At 51.0% G+C, this 26,267-nt stretch carries 24 protein-coding genes; 4 read left to right on the plus strand and 20 right to left on the minus strand.

The genetic code is table 11. The features are described from left to right. Positions 1-135: 135 nt before the first annotated feature. Positions 136-963: a hydroxyethylthiazole kinase gene (gene thiM / locus DW949_RS12025; protein WP_118023455.1), complete on the minus strand. Its 828-nt coding sequence runs from the start codon at positions 961-963 to the stop codon at positions 136-138. A 168-nt stretch (positions 964-1,131) separates the two neighbouring features. Between thiM and DW949_RS12030 the strand changes: the two genes are divergently transcribed. The 3 genes from DW949_RS12030 to DW949_RS12040 are packed head-to-tail and all read left to right on the plus strand — an operon-like array spanning position 1,132 to position 3,384. Then, complete coding sequence (locus DW949_RS12030; protein WP_199595909.1) at positions 1,132-1,908, plus strand: basic amino acid ABC transporter substrate-binding protein; 777 nt, start codon at positions 1,132-1,134, stop codon at positions 1,906-1,908. A gap of 6 nt (positions 1,909-1,914) precedes the next feature. Further along, a complete protein-coding gene (locus DW949_RS12035; RefSeq protein WP_233539593.1) occupies positions 1,915-2,568 on the plus strand; it encodes an HAD family hydrolase in 654 nt (217 codons plus the stop codon). Positions 2,569-2,589: 21 nt separating this feature from the next. Beyond that, the gene (locus tag DW949_RS12040; RefSeq protein ID WP_118023458.1) at positions 2,590-3,384 is read left to right on the plus strand and encodes a basic amino acid ABC transporter substrate-binding protein; all 795 of its coding nucleotides are present in this window, start codon (positions 2,590-2,592) and stop codon (positions 3,382-3,384) included. Between the two features lie 69 nt (positions 3,385-3,453). Here DW949_RS12040 and DW949_RS12045 read toward each other — a convergent pair whose 3' ends face one another. The 12 genes from DW949_RS12045 to DW949_RS12100 all read right to left on the minus strand — a co-directional run bounded on the left by DW949_RS12045 (position 3,454) and on the right by DW949_RS12100 (position 14,537). Beyond that, positions 3,454-4,821 carry a hypothetical protein gene (locus DW949_RS12045; RefSeq protein WP_118023459.1) on the minus strand — a complete coding sequence of 456 codons (1,368 nt, stop codon included), beginning with the start codon at positions 4,819-4,821 and terminating at the stop codon, positions 3,454-3,456. Further along, positions 4,799-5,746, minus strand: a complete 948-nt coding sequence (gene whiA, locus DW949_RS12050; RefSeq protein ID WP_118023460.1) for a DNA-binding protein WhiA — start codon at positions 5,744-5,746, stop codon at positions 4,799-4,801. Before whiA ends, DW949_RS12045 begins: the two co-directional genes overlap by 23 nt. Positions 5,747-5,751: 5 nt before the next feature. After that, positions 5,752-7,104, minus strand: coding sequence for a uridine diphosphate-N-acetylglucosamine-binding protein YvcK (gene yvcK, locus DW949_RS12055; protein ID WP_118023461.1), 1,353 nt, complete (start codon positions 7,102-7,104; stop codon positions 5,752-5,754). Between the two features lie 14 nt (positions 7,105-7,118). Beyond that, positions 7,119-8,027, minus strand: a complete 909-nt coding sequence (rapZ, locus tag DW949_RS12060; protein ID WP_118023462.1) for an RNase adapter RapZ — start codon at positions 8,025-8,027, stop codon at positions 7,119-7,121. Between the two features lie 12 nt (positions 8,028-8,039). Beyond that, positions 8,040-8,855, minus strand: a complete 816-nt coding sequence (locus DW949_RS12065) for a Cof-type HAD-IIB family hydrolase (RefSeq protein ID WP_118023463.1) — start codon at positions 8,853-8,855, stop codon at positions 8,040-8,042. Then, positions 8,852-9,253: a hypothetical protein gene (locus tag DW949_RS12070; RefSeq protein WP_118023464.1), complete on the minus strand. Its 402-nt coding sequence runs from the start codon at positions 9,251-9,253 to the stop codon at positions 8,852-8,854. The genes DW949_RS12065 and DW949_RS12070 overlap by 4 nt, the downstream gene beginning before the upstream one ends. A gap of 103 nt (positions 9,254-9,356) precedes the next feature. Next, entirely contained in the window at positions 9,357-9,872 is a 516-nt protein-coding gene (locus tag DW949_RS12075) for a DivIVA domain-containing protein (protein ID WP_199595911.1), read from the minus strand. A gap of 22 nt (positions 9,873-9,894) precedes the next feature. Beyond that, complete coding sequence (locus DW949_RS12080) at positions 9,895-10,680, minus strand: RNA-binding protein (protein ID WP_118023465.1); 786 nt, start codon at positions 10,678-10,680, stop codon at positions 9,895-9,897. An 18-nt stretch (positions 10,681-10,698) separates the two neighbouring features. Further along, the gene (locus DW949_RS12085) at positions 10,699-11,187 is read right to left on the minus strand and encodes a cell division protein SepF (protein ID WP_118023466.1); all 489 of its coding nucleotides are present in this window, start codon (positions 11,185-11,187) and stop codon (positions 10,699-10,701) included. Positions 11,188-11,202: 15 nt separating this feature from the next. After that, on the minus strand, positions 11,203-11,886 hold the full coding sequence (locus tag DW949_RS12090; RefSeq protein ID WP_118023467.1) for a YggS family pyridoxal phosphate-dependent enzyme: 684 nt from the start codon (positions 11,884-11,886) through the stop codon (positions 11,203-11,205). Between the two features lie 103 nt (positions 11,887-11,989). Then, positions 11,990-12,808 (minus strand): peptidoglycan editing factor PgeF, encoded by an 819-nt coding sequence (gene pgeF, locus DW949_RS12095; protein WP_118023468.1) that lies wholly within the window; start codon positions 12,806-12,808, stop codon positions 11,990-11,992. Further along, complete coding sequence (locus DW949_RS12100) at positions 12,789-14,537, minus strand: radical SAM protein (protein WP_118023469.1); 1,749 nt, start codon at positions 14,535-14,537, stop codon at positions 12,789-12,791. The genes pgeF and DW949_RS12100 overlap by 20 nt, the downstream gene beginning before the upstream one ends. A 157-nt stretch (positions 14,538-14,694) precedes the next feature. On the opposite strand from DW949_RS12100, the gene DW949_RS12105 reads away from it, so the two are divergent. Next, positions 14,695-14,904 carry a hypothetical protein gene (locus DW949_RS12105; protein ID WP_118023470.1) on the plus strand — a complete coding sequence of 70 codons (210 nt, stop codon included), beginning with the start codon at positions 14,695-14,697 and terminating at the stop codon, positions 14,902-14,904. Positions 14,905-14,980: 76 nt separating this feature from the next. Here DW949_RS12105 and sdaAA read toward each other — a convergent pair whose 3' ends face one another. The 7 genes from sdaAA to DW949_RS14005 all read right to left on the minus strand — a co-directional run. Continuing rightward, positions 14,981-15,868 carry an L-serine ammonia-lyase, iron-sulfur-dependent, subunit alpha gene (sdaAA, locus tag DW949_RS12110; protein WP_118023471.1) on the minus strand — a complete coding sequence of 296 codons (888 nt, stop codon included), beginning with the start codon at positions 15,866-15,868 and terminating at the stop codon, positions 14,981-14,983. Positions 15,869-15,882: 14 nt separating this feature from the next. Then, a complete protein-coding gene (sdaAB, locus tag DW949_RS12115) occupies positions 15,883-16,542 on the minus strand; it encodes an L-serine ammonia-lyase, iron-sulfur-dependent subunit beta (protein WP_118023472.1) in 660 nt (219 codons plus the stop codon). Between the two features lie 9 nt (positions 16,543-16,551). Beyond that, positions 16,552-20,232: a helicase-exonuclease AddAB subunit AddA gene (addA, locus tag DW949_RS12120; RefSeq protein WP_118023473.1), complete on the minus strand. Its 3,681-nt coding sequence runs from the start codon at positions 20,230-20,232 to the stop codon at positions 16,552-16,554. Further along, on the minus strand, positions 20,216-23,632 hold the full coding sequence (locus DW949_RS12125) for a PD-(D/E)XK nuclease family protein (RefSeq protein WP_118023474.1): 3,417 nt from the start codon (positions 23,630-23,632) through the stop codon (positions 20,216-20,218). The genes addA and DW949_RS12125 overlap by 17 nt, the downstream gene beginning before the upstream one ends. A 125-nt stretch (positions 23,633-23,757) precedes the next feature. Continuing rightward, positions 23,758-24,732, minus strand: a complete 975-nt coding sequence (locus tag DW949_RS12130; protein ID WP_118023475.1) for a 4Fe-4S cluster-binding domain-containing protein — start codon at positions 24,730-24,732, stop codon at positions 23,758-23,760. Positions 24,733-24,917: 185 nt separating this feature from the next. After that, a complete protein-coding gene (locus DW949_RS12135) occupies positions 24,918-25,970 on the minus strand; it encodes an ADP-ribosylglycohydrolase family protein (protein ID WP_118023476.1) in 1,053 nt (350 codons plus the stop codon). A 213-nt stretch (positions 25,971-26,183) separates the two neighbouring features. Next, on the minus strand, positions 26,184-26,267 hold an 84-nt coding region (locus tag DW949_RS14005; protein ID WP_147349063.1), incomplete at its 5' end, for a hypothetical protein.

The raw sequence follows: 26,267 nt of genomic DNA on the forward strand, positions 1-26,267 counted from the left end.
TTTAGTATATCCCACTCTGCCCCTCTTGTCAAGGGGGATTTTTTACACAATCTAAAAAAACTGCCTGACCCCATGACAGCAAACCGCATCATGGGACAGGCATGTCTTTTGTATGGGCGGCAGAACTATCCTGTTTTACTCTAATGTAAAGGGATTTGCCGCAATATCTGCCGGCCGGGCGGTGTACAGTTCATCGATAAATGCCGTCTGGAATGAGCCCGTTCCCTTTACATATTGTTCTGCCCGGCTGCCGGCCAGATTATATACGGCAGCACCGGTGACGGCTGCCACAAAGGGATCAGCGGCAGCAGCATAGACAGCCATGACACCGCCGAGGGAACATCCCGTCCCGGTGATGCAGGGCATCATGGGCGACCCTCCACGGGAAAGGGCAACTTGTTTCCCATCGGTAATCAAATCTTCTTTCCCAGACACGGCAACAGCGCCTCCCGTCCAGGAAGCCAGTGCCATAGCCGCGTCTTTTGCAGCCTGCACCGTATCTGTCGAATCGACGCCGCGTACGTCGGAAACAGCGGAACCACCGGACACATTCCACAATCCAGCCAACGCAATGATTTCTGAAGCATTTCCCCTGATGATGGAAGGCTTATATTCCTTAAACTGAGTCAGCAGATCCGTCCGCATTTTCCCCAGCCCGATGGCAACGGGATCGAGGACCCACGGTTTCTGTTCTTCATGAAGTGTTTTTGCCGTCTTTGGCAGAGTTTCTGCATAAATGGGAAATAACGTCCCTACATTGATATACATGGCATCGCAGATCCGCGCCAGACCTTCCCCTTCGTCGGGAAGATACACCATGGCCGCCGAACCGCCCACGGCCAGCTGGGCATTCGCTACAAAATTAATGGTCACTGTGTTGGTAATGGAAGGGGTCAGCGGATTCGTCTGCCGGACCGTCGCTGCCGCCTGCTCTATCGCCTGTTTCAACATATCACTCGTCATATCGGTTCACCACTTTCTTTTTATTATTATATATTATACAACTTATAGGTTGATATGTAATCAAATGTCTTGTATTATTTTTTTCGAATATGTATAATTATGAATGTAATCTTTTGGTAACGTTTTGGGATACGTTATACTGCACTATCTAAATAAGGAGACTGAATCATGAAGAAAAAATGGATTACACTGGCCGCTGTTTCATTAGCGGCTATGACCGTACTGACCGGCTGCGGTGGTTCCCAGGGTGACAGCAGCAAAAAAGCCAGTGACACCCTGGTCATCGGTATGGAACCGACATTTCCACCGTTTGAATTTACAGAAAACGATCAGTATGTCGGCTTTGATATCGACTTTGCCAAAGCTGTCGCTGACAAACTGGGAATGAAAGCAGAAGTCAAAAGTCTGGGGTTCGACGCCCTGATTCCTGCCCTCAAGAGCGGGCAGATTGACCTCATCGCCTCTGGTATGGATGCCACGCCGGAACGGGCTAAACAGGTATCGTTTACGAAGCCCTATTTCCATGACGGATATTCCGTCGTCGTCCGCAAAGACAATACGACTATCAATGGATTCCAGGATTTATCTGGCAAGAATGTCTGCACCCAGGTCGGCACAAAGGGCGTAGAACTGGGACAACAGGCTGGTGCTGTCATCAAGCAGGTAGATGCTAATAACCAGTGCTGGATGGAACTGAACAGCAATAACAGTGATGCTGTCATCATCAATACCTCCGTAGCCATGTATTACCTCAGTCACGGCGGCGAAAATGACCTGAAACTGGCTGGCGAACCGCAGATGGCTCCTGATGGAATTGCCATGGCTGTCAGCAAGGATAAGCCGGAAATGCTGGAAAAAGTCAACAAAGCCATTGATGAACTGAAAGCAGACGGCACCTATGCCAAGCTCTACAAAAAGTGGTTTGGTACAGAACCCAAAGAATGATAAGGAATGATAATGTATAAAGCATACGTATTTGATTTTGATTATACTCTGGTGAACTCTGAGCAGGGCATCGTCATGTGTTTTGAAATGCTGCTCCGTGACGAAGGGTATCCTCCCGTTTCCCGGGACATCATCTGCAGCACCATTGGCAAGACCATGTATGATGCCATGTCGATTATTACGGGAGAAACAGAAAAAGGAAAGCTGGCCCGTCTCATCCGGCTGTATAAAGTCCGGTATTCAGACTTTTACATGACGCCCAATACCCATCTGTTCCCTGAAACCAGACCGGCGCTTACCCATCTGAAGGAAGCCGGTGCCATCTGCTGCATCGTTTCCACCAAAACGCGGAGCCGTATCATGGAAACCATCCGCCGGGAACAGATGGAACCTCTTATCGACCGTATCATCGGCATCGAAGATGTTGAGCATGCCAAGCCGGCACCCGATGGCATCCGTCTCATACAGGACTATTTCCATCTTGCCCCGTCGGATATCCTGTACATTGGTGACAGCCTCATCGATGCCGATACGGCTCAGAACAGCGGTGTCGATTTTGCTGCCGTTACTACCGGTGCCACACCGGCATCAGCGTTTGCAAACCGCCCTCACACCCGGATCCTGTCTGATCTGAGTGAATTATATATGGGGAAAAAGTAATTCCGTTTGAAGGAGTGACTCATGATGAACAAAAAATATGTAGCTATGCTCGCTGCCTCCCTGGCCGCTGTCACGCTGATTTCCGGCTGTGGCGGTTCCCAGAGTGGTGACAAAAAAGATGCCGCCAAGGAACAGAAAACTCTCGTTGTCGGTACGGAAGCCACATTCCCGCCATTTGAATCGGTTGAAAACGATAAAGTGGTCGGGTTTGATATGGACCTCACCCAGGCAATCTGTGATAAACTGGGCTATAAGATGGAAATTAAAAACATCGGTTTCGATGCCCTTATCCCGGCTCTCAAGAGCGGTCAGATAGACGTCATTGCTGCCGGCATGGACGCTACACCGGAACGTAAGAAACAGGTAGCCTTTACCGATGTCTATTACAAAGGCGGATATACCATTGTCGTCCGCAAAGACAATACCGATATCACCGGCTATGACACCATTACCGGCAAGACTGTCGGCGCCCAGGTTGCTTCCAAGGCCGGCGACCATGCAAAAGAACATGGTGCAACGATCAAAGAATTTGATACCAACAGCCAGGGCTGGATGGAACTGGAAGCCGGTACGGTCGATGCCATTTCTATCGATAAAGCCGTCGCCCAGGATTATATGACCCACGGTGGCAACGAAAAAGCCAAAATTGTCGGTGACCCGATCCTGTCCCGTGGTACAGCCATGGCTATCAGCAAGGATAAACCGGAATTGCTGAAACAATTCAATGACGCACTGAGCCAGATAAAAAAAGACGGTACGTATGCCAAGATTTACAAGAAGTGGTTTGGCGAAGAACCGAAAGATCAGGACTTATAATCCACTATTCTGTGTAGAAAGAAGGAGCACGATGCAAAATTTTGCATCGTGCTCCTTCTTTTTCATGCATTATGCTCCCTGCCCCCGGTCTTCCTGGACAGGTGCTTTATTCGTTTTTGCTTTCGTTTTTGCTTTCGTTTTTTTCTCTTTCTTTACCTTCTGTTTTGTCTTCTTTCCCGCTGGCTCCGCCTTTTCCTCAGTCCGGCCTGCATGCAGTTTCTTTTCAATCCGGGCCCAGTCATCTTCGATACTTCCCTGCTGCTGTTTCTGCTTTTCGTCTTCCAGCCGCCGCTGTTCTTCTTCATGAACGGCGTCAGCAGCCTGCTGTACCGATGCATCGGGCACGATGAGAATCCGGACAGGAAGATTGGCTGCTCCCGGTGGCATGAGGTGTATCGTGACGGTCGTACCGGCTGCCACGGAATCGAGATATTCCATCGCATAGGCATTATCAAAGCCCATGCTCAGGCCCTTACGGGGCAGTTCCACGATTTTGCTGGTCGTCCCACCTTTTCCGTCAGCATAACTGATTTCAGCCACGCCGGCATATTCTCCGCCCTGGGTGTTGAAATAGTAGTGGAGAAGCCCCGTTCCCCTGGTTTTAATCTGTATGATGTAATCGAGGCCATAATTGCCCACGTCTTCGGAAAGGCGGTCGTCGATGGCATCATATCCCCGTAAAAAGCGGTCCTGTATCCCGTCGGCAATGAGGACATAGCCGATGCCTTCTTCTGTCGTAAAGGGAATCAGGTTCTTGAGATACCGGTCCATTCCAGGAAAAGTTCCCCGCAGTTTAACGGCATCGCTGGCCAGATACTGCTGTTTTTTCATAAACGTCACGGGATCTGCCGCAGCCGGCATAATGACTGCTGAAACATACATATCTTCTGGAAGATCCATATTGACAATACCGGAAAAGAGCTGATCCGGCGCTACGATGACACGGTTCAGGCGGTCGCTGAGTATGGCATAACCCAATGGTGGCACGCTGACGCGGTTATAGGTCGCATTTCCTTCATAATACAGCGTAGACAAATCTTTGCCTACGTCGTAATACGACGTACTGGGTTTGGCATAATAGACACCGCTGACACCTGCCGAAACCTCACTAGTCGAAGGGTTGTATGCCATGACGACTATCTTGCGGGGATAGTTCGCCTGATTGACATGGTAAAAATACAGCCGCGTATTGCCTTTCACTTTATCGACATATAAAATGCCGTCCTTATCGGCGTATTCCGGACTGTCTGAAAATAGCAGGGTCCCCGTGTCATGAGGTGCCGTCATAGCTATGGGCAGCATCCGGCTGCGTACAATTTTACCCATGACTTCAGGATTGTCCGCCCCGTACTCTGTCCCCGCTGCTTCCAGCGACATCAGGGGCAGCATACATAAAAAGCCTGCAATCAGGCATTTACTGAGTCTTCGTAATTTCATGATGTTCTATACCTTCTATTTCTTTTGCTATGGTCGCGATTTTTTTAAACCGGTGGGATAATCCCGATTTCGTAATACCTGACAGTGCAGCAATTTCCCCCATCGTGGCTTCCGGATGGGCCAGACGCAGTTCGGCCGCTTCCTGAAGCCGTGGACTCAGGAGATGATACCGGCCGGAATCGCGTATGCGTTCAATATCTGCAGTCTGCCGTACAGCGGCGTTGACCGTCTTCTGGAGGTTGGCCGTTTCGCAATTGACCACGCGGTTTACATTATTGCGCATATCTTTGACGACGCGCACACTTTCAAATTTCAGATACGCTTGCACGGCTCCTATCTGCTGTAAAAAGGAAGACACGCCGTTTCCTTCTTTTACATAAACCAGGTAGTCCCCTTTACGGTCTGTCATCTTAGCAGACAGATGGAAATGATGCATCAGTTTCAGCAGGAGCCGGGCGAATTCTTTATGTCCCGTCACCAGTTCCAGATGATAGTCCCCCTGGGGCTGATTGACTGATCCGCCTCCCATGAAAGCACCGCGCAAAAAAGACCGGCGGCAGTCATCGCGGCGCAGTTCCAGTCCCTGAAAGGCTTCCTCCGCCGGGAGCAGCGTAAGGAAACGCAGGGCTGTCGTACTTTCCGCCGTCGGTGGAACCCGGAGGATATAATAGTTTTTCTTGCGCAGCCTGAGTCCGCGTCTGACAAGCACCTCTGGCCGTATATCAAAGGACTGACGCCACATAGACAGGGCCTTTCTGGCCACAGCATTATTAGATGTGCTGAACTCCAGCCCGGTATGCCCATCTGCCCCCATCAGGAATGAACCACCCATGCATAGCAACGCCGCCAGTTCCGCAGTGCGACAGGCGGCGTCTTCCACCGGAATATGAGCGGTCTCGTTCTTTACTTCTTCAGCAAACGACACACAGCTCACCTCCTGGGATGTTTCAGATTATATCTCTTCAAATAATAATGCAGCAATTCCGGGGACAAGTCGGTCCGCAGTGCATTGATCAAATCAAAAAGGACATTTGCCAGTTTGTTCGTATCATGGGTAGCGCCTGTTTCTTTGTTGACCAGATCAGCCTGAATCAGTGTCGCACCGGTCTTATGTATTTCTTTTTTATCGATCTGCACGGGATACTGGCCGGCAGCAGCATACTTCTGTAAAATCGCCGGATCTACATCACCATTATTGGCCATGACAAAATCGATGACCGGCGCTCCGGCCTGCCGTTCGATAGCCTTGACATGATCGGCCACGCTGTAACCGTCCGTTTCTCCCGGCTGTGTCATGACATTGCAGATATAGATTTTTTTTGCCTTGCTTTCTCGTACGGCAGCTGCAATATCTGGGATGCATAAATTAGGCATAATGCTCGTGTAGAGGCTGCCCGGTCCCAGAACGATAGCATCGGCATCGCGGATTGCATCGACGGCAGACTGTACGGCACGGGGATGTTCCGGTGTCGTAAAGACCCGTTTAATTTTGCCATGGGCCCGGGGAATCTGCGATTCGCCCTGTACAATGGTACCGTCCGACAGTTCTGCATTGAGCAGGATTTTATCTGCCGAAGAAGGAATGACTTTCCCGCGGACTTTCAGGACCTTGCTCGTCGCGTCCATAGCGCCCTCAACGTCTCCCAGGACTTCAATCAATGCGGCAATGAACAGGTTGCCAAAGCTATGGCCGGACAGATTTCCCGATCCTCCGAAGCGGTGGGCAAACAGTTTTTCCATCAGACCTTCTTTATCAGCCAGGGCGACCAGACAGTTACGCAGGTCCCCCGGTGCTATGATATCCAGGTCCTGCCGGATCCGCCCGGACGATCCGCCATCGTCGGCAACCGTGACGACAGCCGTCAGATTATACGTTTTCGTCTTCAATCCCCGGAGCATGACCGAAAGGCCTGTGCCTCCGCCGATGACGACGACTTTGGGGCCCTTGGACAATTTCATATTGGATAAGATGAGCTCACTGAGATTTTCTGATTCATTCGGCATGATAACGCCCAGCATGGTACGGATCAGTCGCCGGGTAGACCACCCCATGATCAGGATGCCTGCCAGGAGAATGACGATACCAAGAGAAGCGAGGACGGTATAATTATAATGGCCCGTCGCTTCGTAGAGCAGACGGAACGTCCATTCTTCCACCTGTCCGATCCACTGGTAATTAAAGGTAAGGACAATACCAAAGCTGGTACACATCATGCCCAGGCCAAACAGGAACAGCCATCGCTTGATGTGCAATCCTGGATGAAGCCATTTAAAAAAGCGCATGTTCTGCACCCTCCTTACGCGTCTTCCCCTTCATAACCGGGGGCATCTTCTTCCACATCATTTTTAGCCAGATCCCGGTGCTCAATCGATACATCGATACCCGTTTCTTTGAGATGACGGTACATTTCTTCCGCCATGCAGACACTGCGGTGCATCCCGCCGGTACACCCTACGGCAATGACCAGCTGGCTTTTCCCTTCCCGTTCGTAATTGGGAAGAAGGAAATCAATCATATCAAACCATTTCTCTTTAAAGGTCTGGGTGACCTGAAAGCTCTGGACATAATCCCGGACTGCCGGCACACGTCCCGATTTATGGCGGTATTCCTCGACATAGTACGGGTTGGGCAGGAAGCGTACATCATCGACAATATCCGCATCAATCGGCATACCATGTTTGAAGCCAAAGGAAACGACCGTAACCGTCAGCCCCTTGCGACCTGTATTCAGTGCATAGCGCTTGCGCAGGATGTCACGCAGCTGGCTTGTCTTGAGAGAGCTCGTATCAATAATGAAGTCGGCCTTTTCCCGGAGAGCAGCCAGCCGTTTCCGTTCTTCCGCAATTCCCTGGCTGATACGTCCGTGGAGCGCCAGTGGATGGACGCGCCGCGTTTCTTTGTAGCGGTTTATGAGGACTTTATCCGACGCTTCCATAAAGACGATTTCATACGAAACGCCCTGCTTGCGCAGTTCCTGAAGGGCCTGGCTCATGGCATCAAAGAACTGTCCCCCGCGGATATCGGCAATGAGGGCCACATGACGCACCCGTTCACCGCCTTTTACGCAGAGCTCGGCAAATTTGGGAATCAGTACGGGTGGCAGATTGTCTATACAGAAGTAGCCAATATCTTCCAGTACTTTGACAGCCTGGCTCTTACCTGCACCAGACATGCCGGTGACAATGATCAGGTGAAATTGATCCATCGTGGTCCCTCCTTATAAGATGAATTTTTCAATCGCTTTCGCTACACCATCTTCATTATTGGATGCCGTAACGTATGGTACCTGTTCTCTGACTTCGGGTACAGCATTGGCCACGGCCACGCCAAAACCGGCCGCCTTCAGCATGGACAAGTCATTCATGCCGTTGCCAAAGCTCATGACATTCTGCAAGGAAATGCCATAAATATCACAAAGCCGCTGCAGGCAGACACCTTTGGAAATACCTTTGGGCGTAATTTCAAGAAACGTCGGCTTGGAACACATAATGTCGAACTTGCCCGGCATGGCCTCTTCGATTTCCCGGGCCCGCTGCAGCAGTACGTCGTGTTCATCGCAGGATAATAATTTATCCGGCGCACCACAGGGAGTATAGAAATCGTCACCGCACACCACAGCATGGGAATGAGTAATCCGTTCATAATCGGCAACCCAGTGGTTATATTCGGCGACGCGCAGTACGTCATCGATATACGACTGCATCATCCATCCTTTTTCTTTCGCCAGAGCGAGCAGCTGTGCTGCATCTTCCTTCGGAATAGGATGGCTGTAGAGTATTTTTTTCGATTCCAGCGTCTGGATCAGGCCTCCGCCAAAGAGCATCATGGGAATATCTCCCAGGCCGAGCATGCGGCCATAGGGACTGGCCGTCGCATACATGCGGCCGGTAGCTATCATGATGTGGATTCCCTTTTGTTGTGCCCGGCGTATGGTATCTTTCGTATAGTCAGATACGGTTGTGTCGTCCCGGATAAGTGTATCGTCCAGGTCGATAGCTATCATTTTTATCGGATATTCTGGTTTTTGTATCATGTCGTTTTGTCCCCCTGTTTCCAATCAAACGGAATGCCGGCCGGTGCTTCCGTACCTGTTTTCACTGTTTCGCCATCTCTGGCATAGTTCAGATCATCGGCATACTCAGAAGCCAGGCGGTCCATTTCTTTCTGCTGGGCTGCCGTCGCCCGGCTGCGGTTTTTGAGTGCTGTGACCAGCATATCCCGCATTTCCACACGGGTCAGGGCATAGGAAGGAGAAAACTTTGCCATGTCTGCACCGGTGAGACCTGCTTTTGTCAGATCCAGAATATACTTGTATTCCCAGCTGTCCTGTTCGATGGCATCGAATGGATTCGGTGCATACGGATTGTACGCAGAGGCTGTACCACAGGCCAGTACAGCCAGTGTCAGCAGTATGAGTCCTAGTCGTTTCATAACAGCAGCTCCTTTTCTGTATTACCGCGTCATAAACAAATACGCTCTCTATCCGGCAAGCCATAAGCCGCACCGGGAAGAGAGCATATATCTGTGCAATCTGTTATTTCGTCGTTTTAGCGTCAGCTTCCGGCTGTTCTGCCGGGACATTTCCATCACTGACTGCCGATTCTTCATCGATGACCATGTCATCGAGCAGACGCATCTGGCTGGTAAGCAGCGCCCTGCATTTTGCCCGGAAAGCACTGACCTGGGTTTTCATTTTTTCCATATTCTGCTGTGTCGTCTGCATACTCAATGTCGTTTCATCAAGCATTTTTTTCTTTTTATTTTCTGCTTCCTGCAGGATGAGGTCCGCTTCTTTGCGGGCAGACACTTTGACATTTTCTGCCGTCTGCTGGGCCAGCATGAGCGTACTGTTCATGGTAGATTCCATTTTTTCGTACTGGGACAGCTTGTCCTGCAGTTTTTCACATTTTTCTTTTATTTCACAATATTCCCGGTATACTTTTTCGTAGTCATCGGCAATATTGTCCATAAAAGCATCGACATCTTCTTCACTATAACCGCGGAAGCCCCGTTTAAACTCTTTGTTATGAATATCCATTGGTGTAAGCATGGGTATATTCCTCCAAAATTTCTCACATGTATCGTCTCAATAAAACACCTGTACGCCCTTTGCGTGAAGTACCCGTAATCTGGGCCAGTTCCATCCGCCCTTTTCCCCTGAGAGAAATGACATCGCCTTCCTGTACTTCCTGGCTCGGCCCTTTGGCCGGCTGCCAGTTGACCTGTACCCGTTCGCCCTTGATGGCTTCTGCCGCCTTGGTACGGGAAATACCGAATCCGGAGGAAGCGACGGCATCCAGGCGCAGAGACGCCACAGTCGTCTTGATTTCTTTCACTTTTTCCTGTTTGGGCGCAATATCCGACAGGGCCATATCTTCTACCGTGACATGTACCATGGCAATCTTCAGGAAATTCTGCTTCAGATACGGAAGGAGGGGCGCATCGGCCAGGATGACGGCTCCTGTTTCCTCCATGATGATGTCGCCAAACCGGCTGCGGTCAATGCCCAGCCCCATGAGCGAGCCCAGTACATCGCGATGACTGAGAAGGCGGTAACGGGCATCCCAGCTCACATGGCAGGCAGCGATACCAAAATCGACAGGACCGTCATAACTTTCCTTGACAAAAGCAAGGCGCACCCGTTCTGCACCCTGATATCCACCAAAGGTTTTCAGGACCAGACCGGGGGCAGATGCCTGTATTGTTTCTCCTATCTGAACGGCACCGGGTGATACGAACTCACTGACGGCATATGGACGACCCTTGGCCGTACTGTCGGCCAGGTCGATCAGGCGGGCAGCCAGTTCGCCATTATCCGTTCCTTTATAATACCGTATAATTCTATCTCTGTTTTTCACAAAAACGCCTCATCTGTCTTACTGCTGTTTATTGCCTTCGCCGTTTTTCCAGGCCAGCTGTGCCGTAAAATCACCGTAGTCGTGTTTGCTCCGGTCTACCGTTACATTGCTGGGTACGCAAAGGAAAATATCTTTGCCTACTTTCTGGATATTGCCATCCAGCGCATAGGTTGCGCCGCTGACAAAATCGACAACCCGTTTGGAAATATCCGGTTCCGTGCTTTCGAAATTGATGACTACCGGTTTGCGGTCCCGGAGGAAATCAGCTATACTCTGGGAATCGTCAAAGCTTTCCGGTTCTACGATCATCATTTTGAGCGGGCGGTCTACCTGTGCGGCTCCGAGAGCCGGGCGGCGGGCTGCTGCCACAGGACGCTGGTTCTGACGCGGTGCGTCTTCTATTTCGTCGTCATCATCTTCAAAGTCTTCGTCCGTTTCATAGATATCGTCTTCATCTACACCGCTGACCTTGCCTACTACATTATTCCAAAATTTTTTCAATCCCATGGTTTTATATCCTCCTTAGTATTGGCGCGGTCCAAATATGGCAGTACCAACGCGTACCATATTTGCCCCTTCTTCAATGGCTATTTCAAAATCATGAGTCATGCCCATAGACAAGTAACGGACTTGACCTTCTGGAAACTGAGGTTTCATATCTTCATATAAAGCGTGGGCGATTCGGAAAATCGGGCGCGTATCTTCCACATTATCAAAATTCGGTGCCATACACATGAGACCGCAGACCCGGACATGGGGCAGTTCTTTTGCCAGTGCGCTGATGCGCGGGAAGTCTTCCACTTCCATGCCGAATTTGCTTTCTTCCCGGGCGACATTGACCTGCAGGAGAATATCCTGTACCTTGCCTATCTTGCCAGCTTCTTTATCAACGGCTTTCAGAAGATGCTCCGAATCGATGGAATGAATCAGGTCAAAATGAGCCACTGCCTGTTTGGCTTTATTGGTCTGAAGATGGCCGATCAAATGCCAGACAAGATGATTTTCCGGAAATTCTTTTATCTTTTCCATTGCTTCCTGTACGCGGTTTTCACCGACGTTTACAATGCCGTCGGCAGCAGCTTCTTTCATACATTCTACAGGATGGTTTTTCGTGACGGCAATCAGGGTGACTGTATCACTCCGGCCAGCGCGGGCTGCCGCATCAGCCATGCGTTTTTCTATAGCCTCTATGTTTTCCTTTATCAAATAAGATCCCTCCGTGGTACCTATAAAAAACTTGGCACTTACTCTATTATATATACTAAGCCTTATAAATGCTAGTATTTTTGGAAAAATTCTGCTCCAATCGTCACTTTACGGGAATCATGGCAAATGCTGCCATCCTTCCCGTATGACCGCCATCGCGGCGGTATGAATAAAAATCACGTTCGTACTGGTACGCACAGTGCGTTGTCGTATCAATATGCTGTGCCAGCAGTCCCGCGTCCAGCAATAACTGCTGGTTTGCCTGCCATAAATCGACACGGACCGTATCATCTGTTTCATAGACACACCGGGCATAGGATGGCCCCATACGGCGGAAGATATCTGCCGTCGCTTCACTGACTTCGAAATGCTCCCGGGAAATGGATGGCCCGATAAAAGCGCGTATATCACGGGGCTGTGATCCATATACGGTCTGCATAGCAAATATCGTTTTGGCAGCCAGCCGGGCAGCCGTGCCACGCCAGCCGTCATGAACGACAGCACAGGCTTTCTGTACCGGATCATACAGGATGACCGGCACACAGTCGGCGATGCATATGAAGAGTAGTACGCCCGGCCGGCTGGTCATGAGCGCATCCGTATGGGGAAGGGCATCATGATAACTGCCGGCTCCCCTTCCGGTCTCACTGGCTCCGACGGCGACTACGTGATCTTCGTGGGTCTGCTGCGGCGTAGTCAGCACATCCAGGCGGCAGCCCAGATGAGCGCAGAGACGACGCCGGTTTTCCAGAACGCAGGACACCGAATCACCTACATGCAGTGCCAGATTGAGTGAATGATACGGAGCCGGGCTGACCCCGCCGGTACGGCCCGTAACGCCATGGCACAGGCCGGCACAATGTAACAAATCACTTTCTTCCCAGGCAATCCCGTCATTATGGTTAATCCACCGTGTTCCCATGAGCACCTCCACATACATGACACCGCCGGCATCCTTCAAAGCACGGTATGGTAAACTCTCCTTTTTCGGCTTTCTTCAATTCCCGGGTCAGATAGTCCGGGACCAGGCCATTGTCGAGCACGCTCCAGGGAAGGAGTTCATCGGTCTGCCGTGGCGTATATAAAAACTTTTTCACATCGAATCCCGTTTCCCGGGCTGCCCGTTTCCATCCCCGGACGCCTCCATAGGAATTGGCTTTCAGGAGCAGTTCCCCGACGCGGCGGTCTCCCCGGGAAAGAACACCCTGGATATAACACTGCCGCAGCGGTTCAGCCAGCACTTCGGTCTGCCGTATGTGACCCACTTCTTTTTTTATATACGCCAGCCTCTGTTCTACGACTTTCTGTTCCGTCATGGCCATCCACTGAAATGGCGTCATCGGTTTGGGAATAAAAGGATTGATGCTCAGAGTAATGCTGCTCTTATTGCCAATACGGTCCATATGTTCCCGTACCCGCCGCGTCATATCCACGATTCCCTGTATATCGTCATCCGTTTCCATAGGAAGGCCGATCATGATATACATGCGCACCTTACGGATGCCGGCAGCCGTACACAAATCAATGGAGTGTAGAAGATGCTCTTCGGTAATCCCTTTATTGATAATGTTGCGCATATGCTCGCTGCCGGCTTCCGGCGCCAGGGTAATCGTCTTCTGTCCGCTTTCTGCAATGCCTTTGACAATCACCGGGGTAATGGAATCGGCCCGCAGGGACGCGCAGGAAAAAGCCAGCCCCTGCTGCCGTATAAATGTAACCAGTTCATCGATGTAGGGATAATCGGAAATGGCCGCCCCCATGAGTCCTATCTTTTTCCCCAGCTTCTTTCCCCGCAGAACGGCAGCTTTAACATATTCCAGCGGGCGCACGCGGGGACGGCGGTAACAATATCCTGCCATGCAGAACCGGCAGTGACGGCCGCATCCCCGGGCAATTTCAATGAGATACATGGCTCCAAATTCCGTATCCGGCGTTGCAATGACCGTTTCCCCGGGCCGGGTCAGTTCATGCCACTGCCGGCGTACATGGTCCGGGATACCCGGTTCGGCATCAATACGCAGCAATCTGCCCGTATCATCATACACGTGATGATAGAGGGATGGGACATATACGCCTTCAACCCGGGCCAGCCGGCGCAGCAGTTCCTGCCGGTCCACACCGTCAGCTTTTGCCTGGATCCAGGCGTCGAGAAAAGCGTGAATCAGCTCTTCTCCTTCACCGATAAGGCAGACATCCATGAACAAGGCCAGCGGTTCCGGATTAAAGAAGGCGACGGGGCCGCCCATAACTACCAGCGGATCCGTTTCCGTCCGGTCTGCAGAACGGACCGGAACGTGACCGGCTTCCAGAATATCCGGGATATTAAAATAATCCATTTCAAAATTGACAGAAAACCCCAGAATTTCAAAATCACATAACGGCCTCTTATTTTCCAGTGTCAGAAGGGGAGAATGTTCTTTTTCATAGAGTTTCTGCAGTTTCTTGTCTGGCAGGAAGGCCCGTTCGCATTGAAAATCATCACGGCTGTTTACCTCTCTGTAAATAATCTGCATGCCCAGATTACTCATACCTGTCTCATAGGTATTAGGATAACAGACAGCCATTGTATGACGACTGCCGAACGGATGCACAACATATCCGGTCTCCTTTGCCAGTCGTTCATTTATTGCTTTTTCCAATTGCCAGCCCATACGTTTCTCCTTCCTGCACATTATGACGTGTCTTTTATTTTACTAGCCGTATCCATTCTTGTCAAAGCCAGGTCTTTATAGTAGAATATATATATAATATTAATTGACTGTTCCGAGTCAGCGTATGTAAATTTACACTTAAAGGGATGATTACCAGATGAAAATAAAATGCGTCGAATTAAGCCAGTTTGAATCCGATCTGATTCTCGCATTCTCACGCCAGCCGAAAGCGGCGCCTGTTTCGACGGGGTTATGCCGTGCGATTTATCGCCGCCTTGAAGGCCAGCCGGCCTTTGCCAGGAATAATGTCACCGTATACAGCAAACAAAGCGGACCTGTAATCCGTCCGGCTATGGCTGAAAAATAAATACCGTATTTACAAAAACCAGCATAGTAAAAGGGCTTGTCGTCATCGGCAAGCCCTTTTTCGTCGTATCCCGGCATCAACTTTCTTTCATTTCCTTTTCCAGCCGCCGGGCAACGGCTTTTCCCGTTCCCGTCCTGGCCAGGCCGCCATCGGATGTTTCCTTGAGGGCAACAGGCATCATACGGCCGATTTCAGCCATGGCACTGATGACTTCATCAGGCGGAATGACGCTGCGGATACCAGCCAGGGCCATCTCAGCAGCGCCGACAGCCATGACAGCCAGACAGGCATTCCGCTTGACGCAGGGCACTTCTACCAGACCGGCTACAGGATCACAGGCCAGCCCCAGTGTGTTTTTCATGCATAGTGCCATGGCCTGCAGGACGGCATCATCAGAGCCGCCTGCCAGCTGGGCCGCGGCAGCAGCAGCCATGGCAGCAGCCGTCCCGCATTCAGCCTGGCAGCCGCCGACGGCCCCGGCAACTGAGGCATTGCGGGCCACGACCGCACCGATTCCGGCAGCCGTAAAAAGGGCTTCTACATTTTCCTGCGGACTCGTTCCCAGTTCTTCGCTGACAGCAGTGAGTACAGCCGGCACGATACCGCAGGAACCTGCCGTCGGACAGGCCACGATTTTAAACATCTTGGCATTCGCTTCACTGACAGCCAGCGCATACATTTCTGCTTTGCGTGCCAGACTGCCCAGCAGCCGGCCGCTGCTATGAGCCAGTTTATCGGCATCGCCGCCGACCAGTCCGCTTACCGACGTTCCCGTATCGGAAAGGCCGGCTTCTATGGATTCACGAAACACTTCCAGGCGGGAAGCCATGCACTGCCGCACCGCCGTTTCCGTCTGTTCGGAGGTTTCCATTTCATGGCGGATAACGACTTCCGCTATCCGTATATCATGCTGAACCGCCCTATGGGATAGTTCTTCCAGCGTTTTATATTCGTATTCGTACATTTCTCCTGTACCTCCTATAACGGTGCCAGCGTAATGACGCTCTCAATAGCTGAAATATTACCGATAAGGCTGACCATTTCCGCCGGTACCGGGCTGTCTGTGCAGACAATCATGACCGCGTTGGCATGTTTGCCGCTGCGGAACACCTTCATCGTCGAAACATTGATATGCCCGATGGCCATGATGGTCGTCGCCTGGGCAATAATCCCCGGCTGATCCCGGTGCAGTGTTATGAGCGTATGTTCTTCCCCGTTGAGGGATACTTCAAATCCATTAATCTCACGGATTTCTATTTTACCGCCTCCCAGTGAAACACCGAGTATTTCTGCCTGATTGCCATTTTTGCCCGTCATGGCAATGCGGACCGTATTCGGATGATCCACTTCTTCATCAGACCGCTGCAAGGTGATTTCCAGCCCTTTTTCAGCCGCTATGGAAAAGGAATCCCGGAGCCGGGTATCATCCGCCGAAAATCCCAGCAGGCCCGCAACCAGGGCCTTATCCGTCCCATGTCCTTTATAGGTCTTGGCAAATGAACCGTATACGGTAATCAGTGCCTTCTCCGGTTCATCCTTTAATATATTTCTTGCCATAAGCCCGATACGCGCGGCACCTGCCGTATGCGAGCTGGAAGGGCCAATCATGACAGGCCCTACAATATCAAATACACTCATGATATGCTCCTATTCTACACGAATCGCCTTTCCCAGGCGGAAACTATATATATAGGCTTCCCGGACCGGATGCCCGCCGATTCTTTCTACAGCCTGCCTGTAGAGGGAAAGCTGTACGCCGTAACGCCTGATAAATGCGCCGGCATCATCGAGACGGTCTGTCTTATAATCAATCAGCACCCATCCATCATGTTCCTGGAATAAACAGTCAATAACGCCCTGTACCAGTATTTCTTCTCCTTCTTCTGCATCCGGCAGGAGTCCGCCTGCCGGAAGGAGGATGCTGAACGGATATTCCCGGAGTATGCGTTCTGACGCCGCCATACGCCGGCTGAGAGGGGAATGGCAGAACGCAAGGATGGGCGGCAGATAGGCCGATGATACTTCTTCTGGCGTAAATAATCCCTGAGTCTGCCAGGACCGGAGCTGCTCTTCTATATCCTTCCGTTCCATGCCGGATTTCACATTCAGATACTGCATGATTTTGTGAACCAGCGTACCATGCCGGGCGCCTGTTTCTTCTTCCTCTTTTTTATCCAGCCAGGCAGGAAGCCGGCTGAACACATCTTCATCGTCTTCCACAGCCGACCCTGGTGCAGCCAGTTCCCGTTCTGCCTCCAGTTCATCCTGATGCAGGAGCTGATACTGTCTTTTGATTTCCGAAACGGAATACTTGGCCGCTGTTTCCACCGCTTTGGGCCAGGGATAGTGCCATGACAAGGCCCGTTCCATCCAGCCTGGGATATCCGTTCCCGTCAGCTCACCGCGGCGTAGCTGCTGCAACGGTGAATCGCAGGATATATCCGTCACCACTTCAATAAGAGGCGGTACCTGGTGATACAGGGCGAGATGCCAGAAGCCATGGGTTTCATCACTGTCGAGACCGGCCAGAGCCTTTCCGCCGGTCTGTTCCCACTGGTCCTGTCCTGCAAAAAGAGGCATGAGCCAGTCGAGATAGGAACGGCTTTCTGCCGGATTATCCTCTTTCTGCCAGCGCGCCCAGGCCTTTCCTATATCTTTAACCGTACCTGTCAGGATCAATTTATCCCGCGCCCGGGTCATCGCTACGTAGAGTACGCGCTGTTCCTCTGCCCGGCCTTCCCAGGCCAGTTGTTCCCGCAGGCCGCTCCAGATAAAATCCGGATAGGAAATGCGCCATTCCGTATCGAATTGCCGCAGACCGATTCCCAGGGACTTGTGAAGCAGTATGTCCCGGGAAAGGTCCGTCTCGTTAAATTGTTTTCCCATATCGGCGACGACGACAATGGGAAATTCCAGCCCCTTGCTTTTATGAATGGAAAGGATCCGTACGACATCTTCTCCCTCGCCCAGGACTTTGGCAGGGGCCAGATCGAGCTGATCTTCCTGCATCTTGTCAATGAGCTGCAGGTAACGGAACAGGCCGCGGTATCCTGCTTCTTCGTACTGGCGGGCCCGTTCATACAGTGCCTGGAGATTGGCCTGCCGCACAGCACCGCCCGGCATGCCTCCGACAAAATGAATATATCCCGTATCCAGATACAGCTGCTGCAGCAACTCAGCCACACTGGCACGGCGGCTGAACGTCCGCCACTGTTCCAGATGCCGCATAAAATCCTGCAGGGGAGCTGCCTCATCGTCTGGCAGGGACTGGACATATACAGGCAGGTTCTGCCATAGTGTCCCATCCCCGGTCAGACGCAGATCAGCCAGGGCATCTTCTTCCAGTCCGACCAAAGGAGACCGGAGGACTGCCGCCATGGGAAGATCCTGCTCCGGATTATCGATGCAGCGCAGCAGTGCCAGCATAACCTGTACTTCTATGGCCGCAAAATATCCACCGCTTTCATCGGCATAGACGGGTATGCCGGCTTCCTGGAACGTCCGTGCCATGATCTGTGCTTTATTTTTCAGGGAGCGGAGCAGCACTACCATATGGCGCCAGGAAACAGGTTCCATGGAACTATCCTTACGCTGGATGTACTGGCCGGACTGTTTAATATCTATAAGGCGGCGGGCCACCATCTGGCACTCTTTTTCAAAGGCCGTGCGTTCAGTATCTCCGTCGTCAGACGGTTCATCGGAAGATGATTCTCTTCCCGTGTCGTTTTCTGTATCCGTTTCTGCCTTTCCTGCTGTGTCGAGAATCTGAACTTCTATGGTACCGCCAAGCCAGTTGTCTTCCGTACAAGGCTTGCGGCCGGCATAGAGCTTTTCCCGTTCGCCATAGGGCATACCGGCTGTATCCGGCGTCATGATACGGCTGAATACCTCATTGATAGCTTCCAGGATATGACCGTCACTGCGGAAATTGCGGGCCAGATCGATACAGCGCTGCTTTGCATGTGCATCGCGGCTGTAGGCCTGATATTTTTCCAGGAACAACGTGGGATCGGCCAGACGGAACCGGTATATGCTCTGTTTGATATCGCCGACCATAAACCGGTTGTCCGGACAGGCTATCAGCCGGGCAATCATTTCCTGAACGCCATTCGTATCCTGATATTCATCCATGAGGATTTCCTTGAATGTCTGCCGCAATTCCTCTGCGGCATCGGACCGAACGATGTGTTCCGGCGTCGAAGACGGGTCCAGGAGTATGTGCAGGCAGAAGTGTTCCAGGTCGTTGAAATCGACCCAGCTTTTTTCTCTCTTTGCCTGTCCGTACGCATCAGCAAAATCTTTTGTCAGCTGCACCAGTCCTGTAATATACGGTTTCATACTTCGCAGTCCATCCAGCCATTCCCTTTCCGATGGCACAAACCACATATCTTTCATGTCCGTAAACTGTTCCTTGCATGACTTGCGTACGTTTTTGCATTGTTCCCAGAAGGCTTTATCCTCTTCATCCAGCTTACGCAGACTGGCAAGACGTGCGTAATTAACAGCCAGCACAGCCTGACGCAGGTCTTCCCAGGAGCTTTTACCCTGTATCTGCTGCAGCATGTCATATTCGTTCCGGATCTGCTGGTGGCCTTTTTCCAATGCCGGACGTGCCGCAAGCCCCGGCAGGATCTGCTGCAGCCGGCCCAGTATACTTCTGATCCGCAGGCGGACCTGCTTTTTGATGGGCTGGCACCATGGCAGATCGTCCAGTCTGGCATTATCCTTTACAGCATAATCAGCCGCAGCCTGGTCCAGCCAGTCATCGGGCCATGGCAGACTGCGGGAAAACCGGTATATACGGATGATTTCTTCCATCAGGATGTCGTCTCCGTGTTCATCACCAAACATTTCAGCCAGTGGATACAGGATTTGTGCTTTGTCAGCATCTTCATAGTACGACAGAAAGACATCTTCCAGCACCTGATGCTGCAACAGGGTCAATTCCTCGGTTCCTGCAATCGTAAACCGGGGATCGACATCTATTTTATAAAAATACCGCCGGATAACGGCCTGACAGAAGGAGTGAAGGGTAGAGATGTGGGCAGATGGCATCAGCGCCAGCTGCCGTTCTGCCATTGCCGAGTCTTCTTCGGTCAGTTTTCCGGCCAGTGCCGCCGCAATCCGCTCCCGCATTTCAGCAGCAGCCGCCTTTGTAAAGGTAACGACCAGCATTTCCGTTATGTCCACCGGATCTGTCCGGTCCAGAAGCCGGCGTATGATACGTTCAACGAGCACAGCCGTCTTACCGCTTCCGGCAGCCGCCGACAACAACAGTGTCTGGCCCCGGCTGTCGATGGCTTCCTGCTGTTCATGAGTCCATGCCATGCGTATCATCTCCTTCCTGGCTGATGCGGACTACAATATCACTTTTTTTCAATTTCCCGGCCGCATCGTAGCTATTATCCTGCGTATGAGGATCAAACGCACAGAATGCGTGATACGGGCAATACTGGCAATGGCTCTGCGCCCCGAACAGTACGGGATGGATAGAGATATCACCACTGCCCATCTGTTCGGCAATAGCATGGATTCTTTTTTCGGCCACGGTCAGTACCTTCTGCCACCAGGAATAGGGAAATACATTATATCCGGCCGTACTCAGATTCCCGCCCTTATTCAGCCGCACATTGAGAAACGAGGAAGCTGTTTCCATAGACCTATCCAGATACCGCACAATATCGGGACTGTCCAGATAAAATCCTTTCAGTTTATTTTCTTTATTGTACAACTGAACTTTTTCTTCCCGACTGAGGAGCCGGTTTTCCGAAAGCTTCCGGCTGCGTACATAACAATACAGCACCGCGGCCGGAGCTGACTGAGGACCTATATTTTTTAAGGCCACATCCATATACGTCAGGAGCTGCAGTTCCAGTCCCATATAAATCTTTTGCAGATCCAGTACCGTATTGCCCGATTTATAATCGATGATAACGACAAAATCCGTATCGTCTGCGCGGAGTGTATCAATGCGGTCAATCTGTCCGGTCACGATAACTTCCAGTCCATTTTCCAATGTAAACTGCAGGGCTTTCCAGGCATTTTTCCCCTGGCCGAATCCCTTTTCTACAGCAGCCGTATGAAAATCCGATGTCTGATTGAAATCACACAGCCGGTGCACCGTCCGGATGAGGACCTGGATCAGCCTTCCCCGGATCTGGATAAAATACGCATTGGACATGAGAATGTCATTCTGTATCTGCGGCGACAGTTCCTCTACAATAGACGTACACAGTGGTCCTATTTCCTCATCCTGCAGATGCTGCCACTGCCGTCCTTCTGCCAGCAGTTTTTCTCCTATACGGCGCAATGCCTCATGAACGAGCATACCCAGGTCCGGTGCTGAAAAATGCTGCATCGGCCGTTCGGCAAGTCCCAGCCCATATTGTGAAAAATACGCAAACGGGCATTGACGGTAACTTTCAAAGCGGGTAACGGAACCGACGATCCGCCCTTCCGGAGCATAGAGACGGCGCACCGTTTCATACGGAAGCCGCTCCGGCCGGTTATGATAAAACAAGCCCAGCACAGCCTGTACGGCTTCCTGTTTCCATCCATGGAGCATGGCCCAGTCGTATAAAGACCACCAGACGGAATCTACCGGTTCGTTTTCTACAGCCGGGCGGAGCATGACAGGCAGATACTTCAACGCTTCTGGCATGGAAACAATATATTCCACAGCCGACGATGGGGACGCTTCCCCGCTTTCCTTGCGCAGACGGGAAATATATTTCTTATCCAGCAGCTGCTGGATCCACAAAGACGGCGTCAGTGCCTCGCCCTGCTCGTCAGCCAGCGCATAGCTGATGTACAGCCGTTCCCTGGCCCGGCTGGCAGCCAGATAAAACAGGAATTTTTCCTGCAGAGACCGGAACCGGCTTCCCGGTCCCAGTGTCACGCCAGCTTCTGTCAGGCTTTGCCGTTCTGTATCACTCAGGAGGCCCTCGTCGCCGCTGTGCTGGGGAAAAATGCCATCATTGATGCCACACAGAAAGACAATGCGCCCGCTGCTGGTATAGCCCCGTTCGACAGACGTAATCGTTACGTGGTCCAGTGTCGGCGGGATAATGCTGAAGGTCATGGTCTGCATGCCATCTTCCACCATCTGGGAAAATTCTTCCAGACTGACCACGTCATCTCCGCACAAGGCTGACATTTCTTCCATGAATGCCAGCATTTTTTTCCATACCTGTTCATGCTCTTTACTTTCTGTCGTACGACCAGCCGATTCATCGTCTTCCTTCCAGCGCCGCAGCGTATCGGGGACATGAATCGACTGGAGGAATGTATATAACAGAGTGCACCAGTCACGCAGATTTTTTTCTCCCTGCGCCTGCTGCCAGAACGGCAGTATATATTGCTGAACCCGCTGCCGTACAGCATTGATCTGCTTCAGTCGTTCCTGTATTTCCGGATTCTGCCTCGTATCGTCGTTCATATATCTTTGAGGATAATAGGTCCATTCCCGGCTGCCCAGCCACTGCCGGCTGCTGATGCCGCTGGCCAGGCAGTAATTTTCCAGTATATCCACTTCATGCCGGTCCAGGGGAAACAGATCCGTCTTGAGAAGGCGGAACACCGTCTCATGCGACCAGCGGGACCTCAGCAGCGCCAGAAACGCGGCAACAGCCTCTGCCGCCGGGTGGGACGCCATGGGACGGCGGTAATCGGTAAAGCACGGTATACCATAGGCCCTGCATATCCGTTCTCCCATAGCATCATACATATTGCTCGTCCGGGTAAGTATCAGGAAATCCCGGTACCGGTATCCATATTGCACGAGGCGGACGATACGTCTGGCAATGGCATCCATTTCAGCTGTACGGCTGGTACATTCTGAGACGATCAATTCCTTTACCGGCGTATCCTGCATATCCGGAACAGGTTGAAAGAAATGCTGGGTAAACCGCTGTATTCCCTGACACGGCGGGTCCGGCAGGTTTTCTGTTTCCAGATGGGGAAAAATACGGAGCAGACTCTGATATACCTCCCAGGGCCGGTGATACAGTGCCGTATTCCGTGCCTGCCGTGAAACATGTCCGGCATCCATCGTCAGCGTCACCGTCAGGGAATCGGCCGCCTTTTCAGCAGCCAGCAAAATCTGCAGTTGCTGCGGCGTAAACCACTGGAAACCATCTACCCAGACACGGGCTCCCTGAATGAATGTGTACCCGGGAAGTTCCTTCGCCAGCAGCGTCATCGTGTCATCGGCATTGCCAAAATGACTGTCCAGAAAATTCAGATAGTGTTCATATAACGAAGCAATGTCTTCCAATTTATGCGATAACGTCAGATGATTCATCTGTCCTGCCGCGTTCCGGAGCATATCCGGTGTAATCCGGAACGAGCGGCATTCCATGAGGAACTGCCCCATGGTCGTCACAAAGTTCGGCTGCGATGCCGCCGTCTGAAGGACGGTCAGGGAACTGCCGTACTGCCGCAGGAGACGCTGCAGTATCATATTGCGGCTCAGTTCAGATAAAGAGGCATGTTCCTTATTCCGTTCCTGAAAGACCTGGAACGCCAGCCGGGAAAATCCAAAAATCTGTGTTCCCATGAATCCATGGCCCGGCATAGCGGCTGCAAACCGTCTTTCCATGCTATACGTCGCCTGGTCGGGTACGAGCAGAATAGCTTTTCCGCCAGCTGCCGACCAGTTTCTGATCTCTTCCAGGCATCGGGCGGTCTTGCCGCTGCCAGCCTTTCCAAATACGACGGTTACTGCCACAACTATCTCTCCTCTCCCGTGTTCACTGCAAATATACATATAGAATATTCTATCATATCCGGTATGCGAATCCTAGTAGAGAAAAAAAAGCCCGGTGCTATCGTTCAGATAACAACGGGTCTTCCTCAAATTGCGGCACAAGCAGTTTTGACAAAAGATAAATGGGAAGGACGGCAGCGCTGCAGCCATTTCAGGTCATATGGCTCATATACGACCTGACGGTACGCATCCACATCCATGAGGGTTCCGTCCCAGTCAGAATGGACATCCCCATTCTGCTTAATCAGGATATCATACAAAATATCATAGGTGATCCCTGTTTTGGAATCTTTTTCCACAATCGTGCTGTATGGCAGTGTCTTATGATATGTCAGTTCCATTCCTTTATAATCAAAATGGAACCCGCAACGCATACGGCAGCCATCAAGGCCGGTATATGTGGCAATTTGTTTTAAATCATGGAGAATGCGGTCATCCTTTTCATCGTACAGATTTTCGGGAGTCGTCGCCGTGTAATCAAAACGGAACTGCACAGAAGCACCGGGGATTTTGTGGAACCGTTCCAGATACGGTACCAGTTCCTGCGCCGGATAATTTTTGTATAGTACACAATTGATGCGGAACGGAACCGCCAGCCGGCCCAGCAGGGAATCATTGGATTCTACGACGTAATGCTGCATATGCCGGGATACGTTGATGCATGTAATCTTATTCTTATTGTGTTTTGTAAAATTAACGATGTCATCTTCCGTCTGGAATTCAAAAACCGGCAGCGTCGTATTGATATACACTTTGTGCGTTTCCGGAATCTTATCGAGCATCATCTGTAGAGAATCCAGATTTGCAAACGGTTCGCCACCGGTAAAAACATAATCACAATACGGGGTAATCTGATTCATCATTTCAATGCTCTTGCATATCTTTTCTGCCGAAAAGCCTTCTGGATGGGAATATTCTTCTTTGTTGATGCAGAAGGGACAATGATTGCGGCAGTTGTACGGAACAAAAATGGTAATAGTCGCTCCGCCTTCACGTGTCTTGTATGGATGTCTTGTTGTCTTAACTGTACTTGCAGTAGTATGTACCTGCGTCTGTATCATATTCTCATTCGCCTCAAATTCTTTTTACCCAGCCGGGAATGCCCACTCAGCAGGCAGCTAATTTCACATCGTTCAGTAATATCCTACAGGCATGGGCACTTATTACTATCATAACACAAATGTCAATATCGTCAAATGGTTAACGAGACAGAAATTATGTTATTTTTGAATTATTTTAGCGAATTTCAATTCCTTTTCTCTTTTCCGTCCTCATGGACTTTGAAAAGGCTCTGCGCCAGACTGGTGACGAGACTGCTGCATTCTAGTTTGTGGGACCAGCTGCGCGGCACAGCATCGGCGCCGTACATGGCACCAGCCATATTGCCACAGACCGCTCCGCATGAGTCACTATCACCATCCTGATTACAAGCCATAATGACGGCATCTTTCAGCGTGCCCGTTTTCAGCAGGCAGTAAATAGCAAGAGCATATGTTTCTTCCGCAACCCAGCCTTTTCCAATCCGCTTCATAGCCCGCCAGGCTTCCCTGTCGGTTACCGCTTCATCAATAGCTCGTATAACCGCTCGTTTTACTCCTTCGTAATGTTCATGTTTTTGTAATATCCGCATGACTTCCGGCAGCGTATCTGCCAGTTCGTTTCCCTGACTGAGAAGGGATACGGACGCACTGAGCATTCCTGCTGCCAAATATCCTGTAGGATTGCCATGAGTCAGCCGCCCGGACTGACATCCCACGTCAAATGCCTTTTCCGGATCACCGGCATAAAACAACCCTACAGGAGCTGCACGCATAATGGAACCGCAGCCTTTACTGTCATTATCAGCAAAGAGGCTGTCGGACCGACCGCTTCCGGCCAGTGCTGACAGACAGGTTTTACCCGGTGCCCGGCGGGCATATAAGTCTTCTTCTCCCATCATATCGTAATCCCATTCCTTTTCATGGGCCTGTCTCGTCATCCAGGCAGATTGATCCGGCTGAACGACTTGTTTCGTCTGTGTATAATACCAGCGCATATACGAGCGGTACAGGCCTTCTTCCGGCGGTAATGCATCATGAGCCGCCCAAAGAAGCCCGTCAGCAGTGAAAAGAGACATTTGTGTATCATCCGAGATGATGCCTTTTCTTCCATTTGCATCCAGACGCAGTATTGTCCGCAACCCATAAGGACCAAACTTTTTCCGGATTGTATACCAATCGTCAAATTCGATGATATACCCCAGGGCATCACCTGTCGCGCCGCCCAGCATACATCCCAGGAATCGGTCACATGTATCCATTTTCACACCTCCAGCACGTATATTCTGTCCCCTATAATTCTTATAGTTGTAAAATAATTATAAAAAAGGTTTACAATCTATCAATATTATTATATTATATAAGATTACACTTTTATTATAGCAGATAATTTGTCTCTTGTGCAATAAAAAAAGCATCTGCAACAACTGTTGCAGATGCTTTTTTTATTTTTCCTATAGGAAATGCTGGTTTTATCAACCTTCGATTTCGGAAACAACGCCGGCGCCTACCGTACGGCCGCCTTCGCGGATAGCGAAGCGCAGACCTGCTTCAATAGC

Origin of the sequence: Megasphaera sp. AM44-1BH (assembly GCF_003467125.1) — a bacterium.
Lineage (GTDB): Bacteria > Bacillota > Negativicutes > Veillonellales > Megasphaeraceae > Megasphaera.

Bases quoted from the DNA above. Each gene is read 5' to 3' on its own strand.
- thiM (WP_118023455.1), bottom strand. From the start codon at position 963: ATGACGAGTGATATGTTGAAACAGGCGATAGAGCAGGCGGCAGCGACG.
- DW949_RS12030 (WP_199595909.1), top strand. From the start codon at position 1,132: ATGAAGAAAAAATGGATTACACTGGCCGCTGTTTCATTAGCGGCTATG.
- DW949_RS12035 (WP_233539593.1), top strand. From the start codon at position 1,915: ATGATAATGTATAAAGCATACGTATTTGATTTTGATTATACTCTGGTG.
- DW949_RS12040 (WP_118023458.1), top strand. From the start codon at position 2,590: ATGATGAACAAAAAATATGTAGCTATGCTCGCTGCCTCCCTGGCCGCT.
- DW949_RS12045 (WP_118023459.1), bottom strand. From the start codon at position 4,821: ATGAAATTACGAAGACTCAGTAAATGCCTGATTGCAGGCTTTTTATGT.
- yvcK (WP_118023461.1), bottom strand. From the start codon at position 7,104: ATGCGCTTTTTTAAATGGCTTCATCCAGGATTGCACATCAAGCGATGG.
- rapZ (WP_118023462.1), bottom strand. From the start codon at position 8,027: ATGGATCAATTTCACCTGATCATTGTCACCGGCATGTCTGGTGCAGGT.
- DW949_RS12065 (WP_118023463.1), bottom strand. From the start codon at position 8,855: ATGATACAAAAACCAGAATATCCGATAAAAATGATAGCTATCGACCTG.
- DW949_RS12070 (WP_118023464.1), bottom strand. From the start codon at position 9,253: ATGAAACGACTAGGACTCATACTGCTGACACTGGCTGTACTGGCCTGT.
- DW949_RS12075 (WP_199595911.1), bottom strand. From the start codon at position 9,872: ATGCTTACACCAATGGATATTCATAACAAAGAGTTTAAACGGGGCTTC.
- DW949_RS12085 (WP_118023466.1), bottom strand. From the start codon at position 11,187: ATGGGATTGAAAAAATTTTGGAATAATGTAGTAGGCAAGGTCAGCGGT.
- pgeF (WP_118023468.1), bottom strand. From the start codon at position 12,808: ATGGGAACACGGTGGATTAACCATAATGACGGGATTGCCTGGGAAGAA.
- DW949_RS12100 (WP_118023469.1), bottom strand. From the start codon at position 14,537: ATGGGCTGGCAATTGGAAAAAGCAATAAATGAACGACTGGCAAAGGAG.
- DW949_RS12105 (WP_118023470.1), top strand. From the start codon at position 14,695: ATGAAAATAAAATGCGTCGAATTAAGCCAGTTTGAATCCGATCTGATT.
- sdaAA (WP_118023471.1), bottom strand. From the start codon at position 15,868: ATGTACGAATACGAATATAAAACGCTGGAAGAACTATCCCATAGGGCG.
- sdaAB (WP_118023472.1), bottom strand. From the start codon at position 16,542: ATGAGTGTATTTGATATTGTAGGGCCTGTCATGATTGGCCCTTCCAGC.
- addA (WP_118023473.1), bottom strand. From the start codon at position 20,232: ATGGCATGGACTCATGAACAGCAGGAAGCCATCGACAGCCGGGGCCAG.
- DW949_RS12130 (WP_118023475.1), bottom strand. From the start codon at position 24,732: ATGATACAGACGCAGGTACATACTACTGCAAGTACAGTTAAGACAACA.
- DW949_RS12135 (WP_118023476.1), bottom strand. From the start codon at position 25,970: ATGGATACATGTGACCGATTCCTGGGATGTATGCTGGGCGGCGCGACA.